Source organism: Nocardia coffeae (assembly GCF_019890715.1).
GTDB lineage: Bacteria > Actinomycetota > Actinomycetes > Mycobacteriales > Mycobacteriaceae > Nocardia > Nocardia jiangxiensis.
Genome location: NZ_JAINZY010000006.1, coordinates 273,352 through 286,893, shown reverse-complemented (window position 1 = coordinate 286,893; position 13,542 = coordinate 273,352). Strand labels below are relative to the sequence as shown.

Annotated in this window: 14 protein-coding genes; 7 read left to right on the top strand and 7 right to left on the bottom strand. The window is 68.8% G+C overall.

Annotated features, from left to right (window positions below; genetic code table 11):
* Positions 1-21: 21 nt before the first annotated feature.
* From meaB to K7711_RS23405, 3 genes are read right to left on the bottom strand one after another with little or no spacing between them, the layout of a single operon-like run.
* Complete coding sequence (meaB, locus tag K7711_RS23415; RefSeq protein ID WP_222971578.1) at positions 22-936, bottom strand: methylmalonyl Co-A mutase-associated GTPase MeaB; 915 nt, start codon at positions 934-936, stop codon at positions 22-24.
* A 14-nt stretch (positions 937-950) separates the two neighbouring features.
* On the bottom strand, positions 951-2,096 hold the full coding sequence (locus K7711_RS23410) for a thiolase family protein (protein ID WP_222971577.1): 1,146 nt from the start codon (positions 2,094-2,096) through the stop codon (positions 951-953).
* Entirely contained in the window at positions 2,089-3,543 is a 1,455-nt protein-coding gene (locus tag K7711_RS23405; RefSeq protein ID WP_222971576.1) for a class I adenylate-forming enzyme family protein, read from the bottom strand. Before K7711_RS23405 ends, K7711_RS23410 begins: the two co-directional genes overlap by 8 nt.
* Positions 3,544-3,596: 53 nt before the next feature.
* Here K7711_RS23405 and K7711_RS23400 point away from each other — a divergent pair, with 53 nt between their 5' ends.
* Positions 3,597-4,361: an SDR family NAD(P)-dependent oxidoreductase gene (locus K7711_RS23400; protein WP_067890354.1), complete on the top strand. Its 765-nt coding sequence runs from the start codon at positions 3,597-3,599 to the stop codon at positions 4,359-4,361.
* Complete coding sequence (locus K7711_RS23395; protein ID WP_222971575.1) at positions 4,358-5,158, top strand: SDR family NAD(P)-dependent oxidoreductase; 801 nt, start codon at positions 4,358-4,360, stop codon at positions 5,156-5,158. The genes K7711_RS23400 and K7711_RS23395 overlap by 4 nt, the downstream gene beginning before the upstream one ends.
* 156 nt (positions 5,159-5,314) lie before the next feature.
* Here K7711_RS23395 and K7711_RS23390 read toward each other — a convergent pair whose 3' ends face one another.
* The 3 genes from K7711_RS23390 to K7711_RS23380 all read right to left on the bottom strand — a co-directional run bounded on the left by K7711_RS23390 (position 5,315) and on the right by K7711_RS23380 (position 8,254).
* Positions 5,315-6,793: an acyl-CoA synthetase gene (locus K7711_RS23390; RefSeq protein WP_222971574.1), complete on the bottom strand. Its 1,479-nt coding sequence runs from the start codon at positions 6,791-6,793 to the stop codon at positions 5,315-5,317.
* Positions 6,794-6,834: 41 nt separating this feature from the next.
* Positions 6,835-7,680, bottom strand: coding sequence for a p-hydroxycinnamoyl CoA hydratase/lyase (locus K7711_RS23385; protein WP_222971573.1), 846 nt, complete (start codon positions 7,678-7,680; stop codon positions 6,835-6,837).
* 79 nt (positions 7,681-7,759) lie between these two features.
* Positions 7,760-8,254 carry a MarR family winged helix-turn-helix transcriptional regulator gene (locus K7711_RS23380; protein WP_308014905.1) on the bottom strand — a complete coding sequence of 165 codons (495 nt, stop codon included), beginning with the start codon at positions 8,252-8,254 and terminating at the stop codon, positions 7,760-7,762.
* A gap of 81 nt (positions 8,255-8,335) precedes the next feature.
* Between K7711_RS23380 and K7711_RS23375 the strand changes: the two genes are divergently transcribed.
* From K7711_RS23375 to pcaG, 5 genes are all read left to right on the top strand, one after another.
* Positions 8,336-9,088, top strand: coding sequence for an IclR family transcriptional regulator (locus tag K7711_RS23375; protein ID WP_222971571.1), 753 nt, complete (start codon positions 8,336-8,338; stop codon positions 9,086-9,088).
* Between the two features lie 135 nt (positions 9,089-9,223).
* On the top strand, positions 9,224-10,684 hold the full coding sequence (locus K7711_RS23370; protein WP_222971570.1) for an aldehyde dehydrogenase family protein: 1,461 nt from the start codon (positions 9,224-9,226) through the stop codon (positions 10,682-10,684).
* A gap of 29 nt (positions 10,685-10,713) precedes the next feature.
* Positions 10,714-11,889, top strand: coding sequence for a 4-hydroxybenzoate 3-monooxygenase (locus K7711_RS23365; RefSeq protein ID WP_222971569.1), 1,176 nt, complete (start codon positions 10,714-10,716; stop codon positions 11,887-11,889).
* The gene (gene pcaH / locus K7711_RS23360) at positions 11,886-12,599 is read left to right on the top strand and encodes a protocatechuate 3,4-dioxygenase subunit beta (protein WP_222971568.1); all 714 of its coding nucleotides are present in this window, start codon (positions 11,886-11,888) and stop codon (positions 12,597-12,599) included. Before K7711_RS23365 ends, pcaH begins: the two co-directional genes overlap by 4 nt.
* Positions 12,592-13,182, top strand: a complete 591-nt coding sequence (gene pcaG, locus K7711_RS23355) for a protocatechuate 3,4-dioxygenase subunit alpha (protein WP_222971567.1) — start codon at positions 12,592-12,594, stop codon at positions 13,180-13,182. The genes pcaH and pcaG overlap by 8 nt, the downstream gene beginning before the upstream one ends.
* 161 nt (positions 13,183-13,343) lie before the next feature.
* Here the strand turns inward: pcaG and K7711_RS23350 are convergent, their stop codons facing one another.
* The gene (locus K7711_RS23350; protein ID WP_222971566.1) at positions 13,344-13,538 is read right to left on the bottom strand and encodes a hypothetical protein; all 195 of its coding nucleotides are present in this window, start codon (positions 13,536-13,538) and stop codon (positions 13,344-13,346) included.
* Between the last annotated feature and the right edge of the window lie 4 nt (positions 13,539-13,542).

Genomic DNA, 13,542 nt, shown 5'->3' with positions numbered 1-13,542 from the left:
CCGCGGATGGAAATCTAATTCTCATTTAATGTATACATCATTTCCGTTCGTGTGAACATCCGGGCGGTCACGAGGGGACAGCAGACGGTCCGCAGCGGTATACACATCGCACGTACCGGCGGCGACCTCGGCCGCGAGCCGGTCCAATGCGGCGTCACCACGCAATCTGCTCTGCGCCAGCGACAGGATCTGCGCCCGCGCGCGAGCACTGCGACGCTCACCGGTATCCGCGCGATGATGCGCGTCGATGGCCTCGGCCAGTTCCGCGATACCGGTGTTCTGCGCCGCGACCGCGGTCAGGATCGGCACCGAAACCTCTTGGCGCAGATCACGTACCGTCTGGCTCGCACCGTCACGATCGGCCTTGTTCACCACGAGGATGTCCGCGACCTCGAGCAGACCCGCCTTGGCGGCCTGAACCGCGTCTCCCGCACCGGGATTCAGGATCACCAGGGTCGGATCGGCCACCGCCGCGATCTCGATCTCGGACTGCCCGACCCCGACCGTCTCCAGCAGGATCAGCTCGTACCCCAGCGCGCCGAGCAGCGCGATCGCCGCCGGAACCGCCGCGGCCAGCCCGCCCAGATGACCGCGCGTGGCCACCGAACGGATCAGCACATCCGGATCATCGATGTGCTGCGCCATGCGGATCCGGTCCCCCAGCAGCGCACCCCCGCTGTACGGGGAGGACGGATCCACCGCGAGCACCGCCACCCGCAGACCACGCTCGCGATAGGCCGCGACCAGCGCGGCGATCGTGGTCGATTTGCCCGCGCCGGGCGGCCCGGTCACCCCGACCACCCGCACCGGCGCACACTCCCCCAACTGCGCGAGAACCTCTGCTCGCCGGTCACTTTCGACCAGACTCAGCAGCCTCCCCGCGGCCCGCAACGATCCCGTGCGGGCCGCATCGATGAGTTCGGCGACGGTCTGCATGTACTACCGCCGCCTCACGGCGCGGGTACCTCGATCACCGTCGCCGAACCCATACCGCCGCCCGCGCACATCGCGGCGATACCGAATCCGCCTCCGCGACGGCGCAATTCGTGCACCAGCGTGACAATCATCCGAGCGCCCGAGGCCGCCACGGGATGCCCCAGCGAGCAGCCGCTGCCGCTGAAGTTGACCGCGTCCGGATCCAGATCCAGCGCCCGGATCGCCGCGACCGGCACCGAGGCGAACGCCTCGTTGATCTCGAACAGCTTCACCTCCGACAGCGAAATCCGCGCCTTGGCGACGGCTTTGGTGATCGCGTCGATCGGAGCCAGACCCGTCACGGCCGGATCGACGCCGACCGACGCCCAGGACCGGATGTAGCCCAGCACCGGCAGCCCGAGGCTGTCGCTGGCCACCGCGAGGGCCGCGGCGCCGTCGTTGGAACCCGACGCATTACCGGCGGTGATGCTGAAACCCTCGATCTCCGGGTGCAACACCTTCAGCCCGCCCAGCTTCTCGAGACTGGTTTCCCGGCGCGGGTGCTCATCGACCTCGAACAGTCCGTGCGGGGTCCGGATCGGGACGATCTCCTCCTTGAACCGGCCCTCGTCGATCGCCGCGATCGCGTTGCGATGCGACCGCAACGCCCACTCGTCCATATCCGCGCGGGTCAGCCCCGCCTTGACCGCGGTGTTCCAGCCGACCGTGATCGACATGTCCAGGGTCGGCGCGTCCGGACGTTCGGGATGCGACGGCGAAACCCACCGCTCGTTCCACTCGTCCTCGCCGACCTTCCACTTGGCCTGCGGTGCAGTGGATTCCGAGTTCACTCCACCGGCGATGACCAGATCGTTCATCCCGGCCCGGATACCGGCCGCGGCGGTCTGCACCGCGGACATCCCGGCTGCGCAGTGCCGGTTCAGCGCCATCCCCGAGGCCGGGGTCAGACCGGCGGTGATCGCCGCGTGCCGGGCGATGACACCGCCGCCGTAGCGGCCCTCGCCGAGGATCACGTCCTCGACGCGGTCCGCATCGACCTCCCCGGCGACCGCGGACACCACGTGATGGGCGAGGTCGAAGGCGTTGGTGTCGCGCAGGGTGCCCTTGCGGGCGGTCCCGATCGGGGCGCGCAGCGCGGACACGATGACGGCTTCAGGCATGAGTGTTCTCCAATTCGGCGACCAGGGTGCGGCGCACCAGTTTTCCGGTTTCTGTCTTGGGCAGCTCGGCCCGGAACACGATGGTGTCCGGGGTCTTGGACGAGCGCAGCCGCGAGCGCACCCATCCCTTGATCTCCTCGGGATCGCCCTGGCCGACCAGCACGGCCACCAGGCGCTGACCCCATTCCGGATCGGGCACGCCGATCACCGCGGCCTCCCGGATACCCGGATGATCCAGCAGCACGTCCTCGATCTCGGCGGGTGCGATGTTCTCCCCGCCGCGGATGATGGTGTCGTCGGCGCGGCCCTCGATGAACAGGTAACCCTCGGCGTCCAGGCGGCCCAGGTCACGGGTCGGGAACCAGCCCTCGGCGTCCAGCGCGCTGCGTCCCCCGTACTCCCCCGAGATCTGCTCGCCCCGCACGAACACCAGACCCGATTCGCCCGCCGGAACGGGATCACCTGTCTCACTGCGGATCTCGACCTCGATACCGGGCAGTGCGCGCCCGACCGAGCCGAGCCGGTCCCGCGCGGCCGGATCCTGCGAGGCGAACGCCTCGCGGTGATCCTCCGGGCCCAGGACAGCCACCGAGGAGGCGGTTTCGGTGAGTCCGTAGGCGTTGACGAATCCGGTGTCGGGGAACACCTTCAGGGCGCGTTCGAGCACGGGACGCGGGGTGCGCGAACCGCCGTAGGCCAGGCTGGCCAGTCCGGGCGTGGCCGCATCGTCTCCGTCGACCGCGCCGACGATGCGCGCGAGCATGGTGGGCACCAGCATCGCGTGGGTGATCTTCTCCTCGCGCACCGTGGCGAGCCAGCGTTCGGCGTCGAAGGCCGGCAGGTACACCACCCGGCGACCGGAGTACAGGTTGGACAGCAGATTCGTCAGGCCCGCGATGTGATACGGCGGCACCGACACCAGGGAGGCGTGCCCGGGTTCGGAGCCGCCGAACTCCATGGTGTTGAACAGATACGCCATCAGGTGCCGATGACGCAGCAGCGCGGCCTTGGGTTCGGAGGTGGTGCCGCTGGTGTAGATGATCGCGGCGACGGCGTTCTCGTCCCACGGCGCGTCGAGTTCGTCCTGCTCCGCGGTGATTTCACCCTCGACCAGTGCGTCCAGATCCTCCTGGCGCAGGACCAGCGCGCCCGGATGTTTGTCCAGCAGCGCCGCGAGCTGCTGTTCGCCGAGCCGGTAGTTGAGCGGGACGAACGGCACCCCGGCCAGGGCCGCGCCGAACAGGGCGACCGGATAGGCCAGATGACTCGAGCCCAGGTAGAGCACCGCGGGGCGGTCCCGGACCCGGTCGGCCAGCCGCCGGGCATACGCGCGCAGTTCCTGCGCGCTCATCGAGCGGTCCCCGACCGTGATCACCGGTCGGGGCCCGGGTTCTGTGGCTTCCGTCTCCGCGGAGACGGCCATGTCTAGGATCATGCTGATGTTCATGAGAACATTATTCTCTCAGTCAGAGAGTAGTGATTTCAAGAGAGGGTAACGACATGCAGATCAGTGGAAGCTCAGCGATCGTGGTCGGCGGCACCGGTGGCCTCGGCGAGGCGACCGTCCGGCGGTTACACGCGGCGGGGGCGAAGGTGGTCGTCGCCGACGTCGCCGACGACAAGGGCAAGGAGCTGGCCACCGAGCTCGGCATCCGTTACGTGCACACCGACGCCACCGACGAGGACTCGGTGCTGGCGGCCATCGCCGAGGCCGAATCACTGGGGCCCCTTCGCATTTCGGTCGACACGCACGGTGGCCCGGCCAGCGGCGGACGGCTCGTCGGCAAGGACGGCTCCCCGCTGGCGCTGGACGGGTTCCGCACGACCATCGAGTTCTATCTGACCGCGGTGTTCAACGTGCTGCGGCTGTCCGCCGCCGCGATCGCCCGGACCGAACCGCTCGAAGAGGGTGGCCGCGGTGTGATCGTCAACACCGCGTCGATCGCCGGCTACGAAGGCCAGATCGGACAGCTGCCGTACTCCGCGGCCAAGGGTGGCGTACTGGGTATGACGCTGGTCGCCGCGCGCGATCTGTCGCCCCTGGGCATCCGGGTCGTGACCATCGCCCCCGGCACCGTCAACACGCCCGCCTACGGCAAGTCCGCCGACAAGCTCGAGCAGTACTGGGGCCCGCAGGTGCCCTTCCCCAAGCGGATGGGCCGCTCCACCGAATACGCCCAGCTGGCGCAGTCGATCATCGAGAACGACTACCTCAACGGGGAGACCATCCGGCTCGACGGCGCGCTGCGCTTCCCGCCGAAGTGAGCGTCACCGAATCCGGCACCCGAGGCCCCGGCGACGACCGGGGTCCGGGTGGGCCGCTCGCGGGCAAGGTGGCCTTCGTCGCGGGTGCGAGCCGGGGCATCGGAGCGGCCATCGCCGAGGGACTCGCGGCCGCCGGGGCATCGGTGGCCGTCGCCGCGCGCTCGGAGACCGAGGGACGGCTGCCCGGCACGATCGGCGCGGTCACCGAGCGGATCGAGGCCGCGGGTGGGCGAGCGCTGCCGGTCCCGTGCGATGTGTCGAACGAGGAGTCGGTCGAACAGGCCGTCGCCACAACGGTTTCCGCGTTCGGCGGTATCGACGTCCTGGTCGCCAACGCCGGTGTGCTGTGGATGGGACCGATCGAGACGACGCCGTTGCAGCGCTGGCAGCGCTGCCTGGACGTCAACGTGACCGGCGTATTCCTGGTGACCAAGGCCGTCATCCCGCATCTGAAGGCGCGCGGGGGCGGCTCGCTCGTGGCGATCACCACGACCGGCGTGGACATGATCGATCGCGGCGCGAACGCCTACTGGGTCTCCAAGGCCGCGGCCGAACGCCTCTACCTGGGCCTGGCTTCGGATCTTCGCGGCGACAACATCGCCGTCAACTGCCTGAGCCCGTCCCGGGTAGTGCTGACCGAGGGCTGGCAGGCCGCGGGCGGTGGCCGGGAGATCCCGGAGAGCATGATCGAACCGCCGGAGACGATCGCCCGCGCGGCGGTTCTGCTGGCCGGACAGGATGCGTCCGGGATCACCGGGACCGTTCAGCGCTCGGAATCGCTGGTCCCACAGAGCTGAATCAGCGCGGCGGCCGCCGGACATCCGGATCGGCGGCCGCCACGGGCTCCCCCGCATCAGGGCCGGTCGGTCGACCGCACCCGATTCCCGAGCGAGCCGGGCAGTTCGGTCGAACCGCCGATCCAGCCGAACCACGTCGAGACGGTTCGTGAGAGATCACCCGTAAAGGTCGCGTACCACCGACTTCAGTACCTTGCCGGATCCGCCTCTGGGCAGTTCGTCCACGAAGTGGACGGATCGGGGCACTTTGTATCCGGCGAGCCGCTCGCGGGCGAAGCTGAGCAGCGTCTGCGGATCCACGTTCTGCCCCTCCGCGAGAACGACGACGGCACGGCCGATCTCGCCCCAGCGCTGGTCCGGGACGCCGATCACCGCGCACGACGCCACGGCCGGATGCGCGGTCAGCACGTTCTCCACCTCGGCGGGATAGATGTTCTCCCCGCCGGAGATGATGACGTCCTTCATCCGGTCCACGATGTACACGTAGCCGTCCGGGTCGACGGTGGCGACATCGCCGGAGTGGAACCAGCCCTCCCGCAACACTTCCGCGGTCTCGGCGGGGCGATTCCAGTAGCCGGGCATCACATTGGGTCCGCTGACGATCACCTCGCCGCGTTCCCCGTCCGCGACCGGATCACCCCGCTCGTCGACCACCCGGACATCACTGAAGAACGAAGGCACACCGGCGGATCCGGCCTTGGTCTGCGCATGTGCGGGGTCCAGCAGCAGCGCCCCCGGTGACGCCTCGGTCATCCCGTATCCCTGCACGAAGGTCAGCCCGCGCGTCAGATAGCGCCGAATGGTGTTGTGCGGCACCGGTGCTCCACCGCACAGCAGCACCCGGATACTGGACAGGTCCGCGGTGTCCCAGCGATCGAGCGCGGCCAGCGCGTCGTACATCGCGGGCACCCCGAACATCCGCGTCACCCGATGACGTTCGATCGCATCGAAAACCACTGCGGGATCGAACTTCTCCAACAGCACCACACAGCCGCCCTTGAGCAGCACGGGCAGGCACAGCATGCCCAGTGCGGCGGCGTGGAACAGCGGCGCGGACACCAACGCCACCTCGTCTACCGCGACATCCGATTCGACCAGGACATTGAGGCAGTTCCAGGTCAGGTTGCCGTGCGTGAGCACCGCACCCTTGGGCCGCCCGGTGGTGCCCGAGGTGTACATGATGAGGCAGGGATCCTCGAGGCCGACCGGCTCGTCGGGAACGAGCGCATCGTCCTCGAGCAGCTCGTCGGCGGCTACACAGATCGTCCGTACCTCGACGGTCAACTCCCCCACCACGTCCCGGTACGCCTCGGTGTGACACAGCACCCGCGCACCGCAATCGCCGAGGATGTAATCGATTTCCGCTGCGGCACTGCGGAAGTTCACCGGGACGAAGACCGCGCCCAGCGCCCCGGCCGCGAACAGCAGTTCCAGATAGGCCGGATGATTCGGCCCCAGATAGGCGATCCGGTCACCGGCGCGCACCCCCGCGGCCCGCAGTTCACCGCAGACCCGCGCCACCCGGCGGTACAACTGCGCGAAGGTGATCGACCGGCCCGCGCCGATCACCGCCACCGCGTCCGGCGTCATCCGGGCCCGCCGGGCGGGCCACGAGCCGAGTCCCCGATTCCGCACGATCCATCCTCACTCGGTCGATGCCGTTTCGGTTGTGGCCGTTACTGTCCGGCGGGATCGAACGCGCCGAGCCCGGGTCGGTAGCTCTTGTCGTCCAGGAACTGGGACAGGCCCTTCTCCCGGCCGTGGTCCGCATCCAGAGCCCGGGTCTGATCCAGTTTGGCGTACAGGTAGTCCTCCGCCTGCGACCAGCTCATCTCCGCGGCGAACCGGTAGCCGACCTTCGCCGCATGCAGCACAACGGGATTGAGTCCGGCCAGGCGGGCGGCCAGTTCCCTGGTCCGCTCGCGCAGACGCTCGGCCGGAACCGCCTCGTTGACCAGCCGCATCTGCGCGGCCCGCGCACCGTCGAAGGTCTCGCCGGTCATGATGAAGTAGAGCGCGTCGCGCTGCGGCACCGTCGCGGCCAGCGCCTTGGTGACCACGCTGCCCGGCGGAATGCCCCAGTTCACCTCGGACAGACCGAATTTCGCGGTCTCGTCGGCGATCGCGAGATCACAGGCCACCAGCGGGGTGAAGGCTCCGCCGAAGCACCAGCCGTTCACCATCGCGATGGTCGGCTTGGCGAAGTAGGCCAGGCGTTTCCACTGCCATTCGTTGCTCTCCCGGCGCACCCGATACTGCAGCGCCAGATCCCCGGTCGCCTCGACGTCGCGGAAGTACTCCTTCAGATCCATTCCGGCGGAGAAGGATTCGCCCGCACCGGTGAGCACCAGCACCCGGCAGCGCGGATCGGCCTCCAGATGGTCCAGCACCCGGCACATCTCGGTGTTGAGGGCCGGATTCATCGCATTGCGCTTGTCCGGGCGGTTCAGCGTGACCCAGGCGATGCCCTCCTCGAACTCCACGCTGACGGTCTCGCCCCAGGGCTCGGTCGCTGTCGTCATCGGCGCTCCATTATCAGTATTACTGATGATTTGGCTCCTATGGTGCCGCCGGATTCGTTCGCCGTCAACAGTTCCCGGACTACTCGTCGGCGGGCGTCGTCGCCGAGACGCCGCGCGCCGCGGCCTCGGCGGTCAGCGCGACCACGCCCTGTCGCAACGCGGCACGGAATTCCGTCCCGCGCCGCGCGCTCATATCCGCGAGCAGACCGGATTCGATCTGCTCGATGTGCGGCGCGACCCGATCCAGCAGCTCACGTCCGCGGTCGGTCAGCGCGGTCACCAGCACCCTGCGGTTGCCCGGATCCCGGTCCCGGCTGATCAGTCCGCGCTCCTCCAGCGTGCGCACCATGACGTGCATGGTCTGCGGCCGCAGGAACGCTCGGCGCGCCAGCTGCGCCGAGGACAGCCCGCCGCGCCGCTCGAGCACCGTCAACGCCGTGTACTGCAATGTGGTCAGGCCCAGCGGGCGCAGGGCGTCGTCCATCACCGCCCGCACCGCCAGTTCCAGCTGTTTGATCAGATACAGCGTCGAGGGCGGGGCGGCCGCTTCGGCATCGTCGTCGGCTGCGGTCACGAACGCCATCTTCGCATCGGGCCTCGGCGGCTAGGGTGGCCGTATGGCGCAGGAGCCGATCGGCCGGGTCGCGGGCGGCTGATGGCCCGATCACCCAGCGGCGAATCCGTACTGTCCCGGGCGGTGCGGATCTTCGAGGCGTTCGACGCCGATATGCCCGCCATCGGGGTTTCCGAACTGGCCCGTCGCACGGGCCTGCCGGTGGCGACCACCTCACGCTTGGTCAACGAGCTGATCGGCTACGGCTGGCTGCGCCGGGACGCCGATCGCCGGATCCGGATCGGCGTGCGGATCTGGGAACTGGTCTCGCGCGCCTCGCCCACCCTGGGCCTGCGCGAGATGGCGATGCCGTTCATGCAGGATCTGCACGCGGTGATCGGCAATCACGTACAACTGGCCGTCCTACAGGACAGCGAGGTGCTCTACATCGAACGCCTGTCCGCCCCCGGATCGGTGCGCAACCTGAGCCGATACGCCGGACGACTGCCCCTGCACGCCTCGGCTCCGGGATTGGTGCTGCTGGCCAACGGCCCACTCGAACTCCAGGATTCGATCCTCACCCGACCGCTCACTCGGTTCACCCCGCACACCGTCACCGACCCGAAGGCGTTGCGCGCCTTGCTCGGCGAGATCCGTCGAACCGGAATCGCTTTCTGCCCCGGACATCTCGACGAGACGACCACCTCCATCGCCGCGCCCGTGCGCACGGTCCGCGGACTCGTCGTCGCCGCGCTGGCGGCCATCGTCCCCCACGACGACGCCGCCCGCAGCATCGCACCCGCCGTGCAGGCGACCGCCCGCGGCATCTCTCGGGCACTCGGCGCGGACCATTGAATCTCATCCATTGAATGGAAATGCGGTAGTGGCGCGGGACACATCATCGTCAGGCTGTCACCGATAACGACGCCGAGGACGTGCGGTCTGCCCGCAGCCGGTCTCGGCGACCGCGCAGTACCGAATCGAGACATCATGACCTTCGCCCGTGACCTGATCATCGGCGGCGCGGACCTGCCCGCGCGAGGCGGCCGGACCATCTCCGTCACCACCCCGCACACCGGAGCCGTGTACGCCACCGTCGCCGCGGCCGATCCCGCGGACGTGACCGCCGCGATCACCGCCGCCGACAACGCATTTCCGGACTGGGCCGCGCTGAGCCCCTTCGAACGACGCGCGATATTCCTGCGCGCCGCCGATCTGCTCGAGGCGCGGGCCGAGCAGGCCACCCGGATCATGGCGGGCGAGGTGGGCGCTACGGCCGGGTGGGCCGGGTTCAACGTGTGGCTGGGCGCGAACACCCTGCGCGAGGCCGCCGCCGCGATCACCGCACCGCGCGGTGAGGTGCTCACCACTCAGCAACCCGGCCTCCTGGGCATGGCGGTGCGTCAGCCGGTCGGCGTGGTCGCGGCCTTCGCACCCTGGAACGCCCCGATCATCCTGGGTGTGCGCGCCCTGGCCGCACCGCTGGCGGCCGGAAATACCGTGGTGCTCAAGCCCAGTGAGGCCGCGCCGATGTCCAGCGGATTGTTCCTGGCCGACATTCTGCGCGAGGCCGGACTGCCCGACGGCGTGCTCGCCGTGATCACCAACGACCCCGCCGACGCCCCCGTGATCGCCGAGACGCTGATCGCCGACGACCGCGTGCGCGCGGTGAACTTCACCGGTTCCACCGCCGTCGGCCGGATCATCGGAACCCTTGCCGCACAACACCTCAAGCCCGCGGTGCTCGAGCTCGGCGGCAAGAACTCGGTGATCGTGCTGGCGGACGCCGATGTGGACTACGCCGTGGCCGCGGCCGCGTTCTCCGTATGTCTCAACGCCGGACAGATCTGCATGTCCGCCGATCGCCTGCTGGTGCACGAATCCCTCGCCGAGGAGTTCGGCGCCAAGCTCGCCGCCGCACTCACCGCACTACCGGCGGGCGATCCGGCCGATCCTGCGGTCGCGCTCGGTCCGCTGATGAGCGCCGCGGCCGCGTCCCGGGTGGCCGGACTCGTCGCCGACGCGGTCGCCGATGGCGCGAAACTCCTTGCCGGAGGCGGAGATCCGACCGGAGCCCACTATCCGGCGACGCTGCTGAGCGACGTGCCCGCGCACGCGCGACTGCACTACACCGAATCCTTCGGCCCGGTCTGCGCGATCGATACCTTCACCACCGACGACGAGGCCGTCGCCAAGGCCAACGACACCGAGAACGGTCTGTCCGCGGGCGTGATCACCGAGAACACCACGCACGGCCTGCGCGTGGCCGCACGTCTGCAGACCGGCATCGTGCACATCAACGACCAGACCATCATGGACGAACCCCAGGCTCCCTTCGGCGGATTCAAGGCCTCCGGCTACGGCCGTTTCGGCGGACGCTGGGGCATCGAAGCTTTCTCCAACACCCGATGGGTCACCGTGGCCACCGAACATGCACAGTTCCCGGGCTGAACCGTGCCCGGCCGAGTGAGAGGACAATCATGCGCACTCGCGTAGCGATCATCGGCGCGGGACCGGCGGGGTTGTTGCTGGCGCAACTGCTCGACGCGGCCGGAATCGACTCCGTGCTGGTGGAGCAGCGCAGCGCCGAGTACGTGAGATCCCGTATCCGCGCGGGTATTCTGGAATCCGGGAGCGTGCAGCTGCTGCGCGAGGCCGGTGTCGGGGATCGGATCGCCCGCGACGGTTTCGAACATCGCGGGATCCATCTGCAGTGGCCGGGTGAGCGGCATCATCTGGATTTCGTGGACCTGGCCGGGAAGTCGGTGTGGGTGTACGGACAGACCGAGGTGACCAAGGATCTGATGGCCGCGCGCGAGCGTGCGGGACAGCTGTCGTTCTACGAGGCGGCCGATGTCGAATTGCACGATGTGGACTCCGATTCGCCCACGGTGACGTTCACCGATGCCGACGGCCGCCCCCAGCGGATCGAGGCCGAGATCATCGCGGGCTGCGACGGATCGCACGGTCCCAGTAGATATTTCGTCCCGGAACGGCATCGCCGCACCTGGGAGCGCACCTACCCGTTCGCCTGGCTGGGCATCCTGGCCGACGTCGCCCCCTCGACCGACGAGCTGATCTACGCCTGGCATCCGGACGGTTTCGCACTGCACAGCATGCGCTCGGATACCGTGAGCCGCTTCTACCTTCAGGTCGAGCCCGACGAGGACCTGACCGCCTGGAGCGACGACCGGATCTGGGAGGCACTGGCCACCCGCTTCGCCCTGGACGGCTGGACGCTCACCACCGGCGCGATCACCGACCGCAGCGTACTGCCGATGCGCAGCATGGTGACCTCGCCGATGCGGCACGGACGCCTGTTCCTGGCCGGTGACGCCGCGCACACCGTCCCGCCGACCGGCGCGAAGGGACTCAATCTCGCGATCGCCGATGTGGCCCTGCTCGCCCGCGCCATCGCCACCTGGCTCGCCGGCGGCGATACCCGGCTCGCGGACGAGTACTCCGATATCGCCCTGCGGCGGGTGTGGCGCTGCACCCACTTCTCCTGGTGGATGACCACGATGCTGCACCGGCACGGCGACGACTTCGACGCCCGTCTGCAACTCGCGCAGTTGCAGCGCGTCGTGCAATCCGATTCCGCGGCAACCGAACTCGCCGAGAACTACGCCGGAATTCCGATCGAAGGACTGTCATGAGTATCGACGTCGCCGGATACCGCCCCGATCCGCCCGGCACCCATCCCCCGCTCGACTCCCCCGATTACCGCTCGACCGCGCGGCGTCACCCCCGGGAACCGCTGATCATGTTGCCGCACACGCTGACCGAGATCACCGGTCCGGTCCTTGGCCACGATGCGGTGCAACCCGGGGAGCATGATCTGACCTTCCGGCATCGCGGAGATCCGATCGGGCAGAAGATCATCGTGTTCGGACGGCTGCTCGACGGGAACGGGCGGGCGATTCCGGATTCGCTGATCGAGATCTGGCAGGCCAACGCCGCGGGCCGCTACCGGCACATCGGGGACCGCTGGGACGCGCCGCTGGACCCGAATTTCGACGGTGTCGGCCGCACCCTGACCGATAAACACGGCCGCTACGAATTCGTCACCATCCAGCCCGGCGCGTACCCCTGGGGTAATCACCACAATGCCTGGCGGCCCGCGCACATCCACTTCTCGGTCTTCGGCCGCGCGTTCACCCAGCGCCTGGTGACCCAGATGTACTTCCCCGGCGATCCGCTGTTCGCCCAGGATCCGATCTTCAATGCGACTCCGGAATCCGCACGGCCCCGGCTGATTTCGCGCTTCAGCCTGGAACGCACCCGACCGAACTGGGCGCTGGCCTTCGAATTCGACATCGTGCTGCGCGGGCGCGAGCAGACCCCGTTCGAGGAGTCCCATGCCTGAGCGCGCCGACTCCACCCTGAACGACACCGTCGAACTGCCCGGGACGCCGTCGCAGACCGTCGGCCCCTTCCTGACCATCGGCCTGGACTGGGGCCGCGCCGGGCGCATGGTCGTGCCCGACGGCACACCCGGAGCGTTCTGGATCCGCGGCGAAATCCTCGACGGCGCGGGTGATCCGATTCCCGACGCCCTCGTGGAAACCTGGCAGGCCGCCCCCGACGGACGTTTCGACCACCCCGACGACCCGCGCGGACGTCACCCGGGCTGGCGCGGCCTGGGACGCAGCGACACCCGCCTCGGCGAATACGCCGTGCACACCGTGCTGCCCGGCCCCGTACCCACCCGCGAGGGCCGCCCGCAGGCCCCGCACATCGACGTGTCGGTCTTCGCCCGAGGCATGCTGCACCGCGTCGTCACCAGGATCTATTTCCCCGACCAAGCCGCAACCAACGCCACGGACCCCATCCTGGCCACCGTCCCGCAGGACCGCCGCTCCACCTTGTGCGCCACCACATCCCCCGACGGCTATCGCTTCGACATCCGCCTGCAGGGGCCGGGAGAGACAGTCTTCTTCGACGTCTGAGTGCGCGAAACCCGAAAGCGGTGACCCCACCGCCATCACGGTCCATGCCGACCGGCATCCAACGTCATCACCGGTGAAGAAGTCCGAATTCACCTGCGAGACATGACATGAGCGGATTGATCGACGCGCGAACGCGGCATCATCGATCCAGTGCCGATCACTCAGCCGATGCCGCCGTTGGTGAAGACGACCTGACCGTTCCCCCAGCGGCCGGGACCGGCGAGGAAGGCCACGGACTCGGCGATTTCCCAGGCGCTCCAGCGGCGGCGCCGCGGCGAGCCGATCGACCGGCTGCATCGCAACGGCTCGGTCGCGGATTTCGCCGATGCGTTGATCGCCAACCTGGTGCTCGCCATCACC

Bases quoted from the DNA above. Each gene is read 5' to 3' on its own strand.
- meaB (WP_222971578.1), bottom strand. From the start codon at position 936: ATGCAGACCGTCGCCGAACTCATCGATGCGGCCCGCACGGGATCGTTG.
- K7711_RS23410 (WP_222971577.1), bottom strand. From the start codon at position 2,096: ATGCCTGAAGCCGTCATCGTGTCCGCGCTGCGCGCCCCGATCGGGACC.
- K7711_RS23405 (WP_222971576.1), bottom strand. From the start codon at position 3,543: ATGAACATCAGCATGATCCTAGACATGGCCGTCTCCGCGGAGACGGAA.
- K7711_RS23400 (WP_067890354.1), top strand. From the start codon at position 3,597: ATGCAGATCAGTGGAAGCTCAGCGATCGTGGTCGGCGGCACCGGTGGC.
- K7711_RS23385 (WP_222971573.1), bottom strand. From the start codon at position 7,680: ATGACGACAGCGACCGAGCCCTGGGGCGAGACCGTCAGCGTGGAGTTC.
- K7711_RS23375 (WP_222971571.1), top strand. From the start codon at position 8,336: ATGGCCCGATCACCCAGCGGCGAATCCGTACTGTCCCGGGCGGTGCGG.
- K7711_RS23370 (WP_222971570.1), top strand. From the start codon at position 9,224: ATGACCTTCGCCCGTGACCTGATCATCGGCGGCGCGGACCTGCCCGCG.
- K7711_RS23365 (WP_222971569.1), top strand. From the start codon at position 10,714: ATGCGCACTCGCGTAGCGATCATCGGCGCGGGACCGGCGGGGTTGTTG.
- pcaH (WP_222971568.1), top strand. From the start codon at position 11,886: ATGAGTATCGACGTCGCCGGATACCGCCCCGATCCGCCCGGCACCCAT.
- pcaG (WP_222971567.1), top strand. From the start codon at position 12,592: ATGCCTGAGCGCGCCGACTCCACCCTGAACGACACCGTCGAACTGCCC.
- K7711_RS23350 (WP_222971566.1), bottom strand. From the start codon at position 13,538: ATGGCGAGCACCAGGTTGGCGATCAACGCATCGGCGAAATCCGCGACC.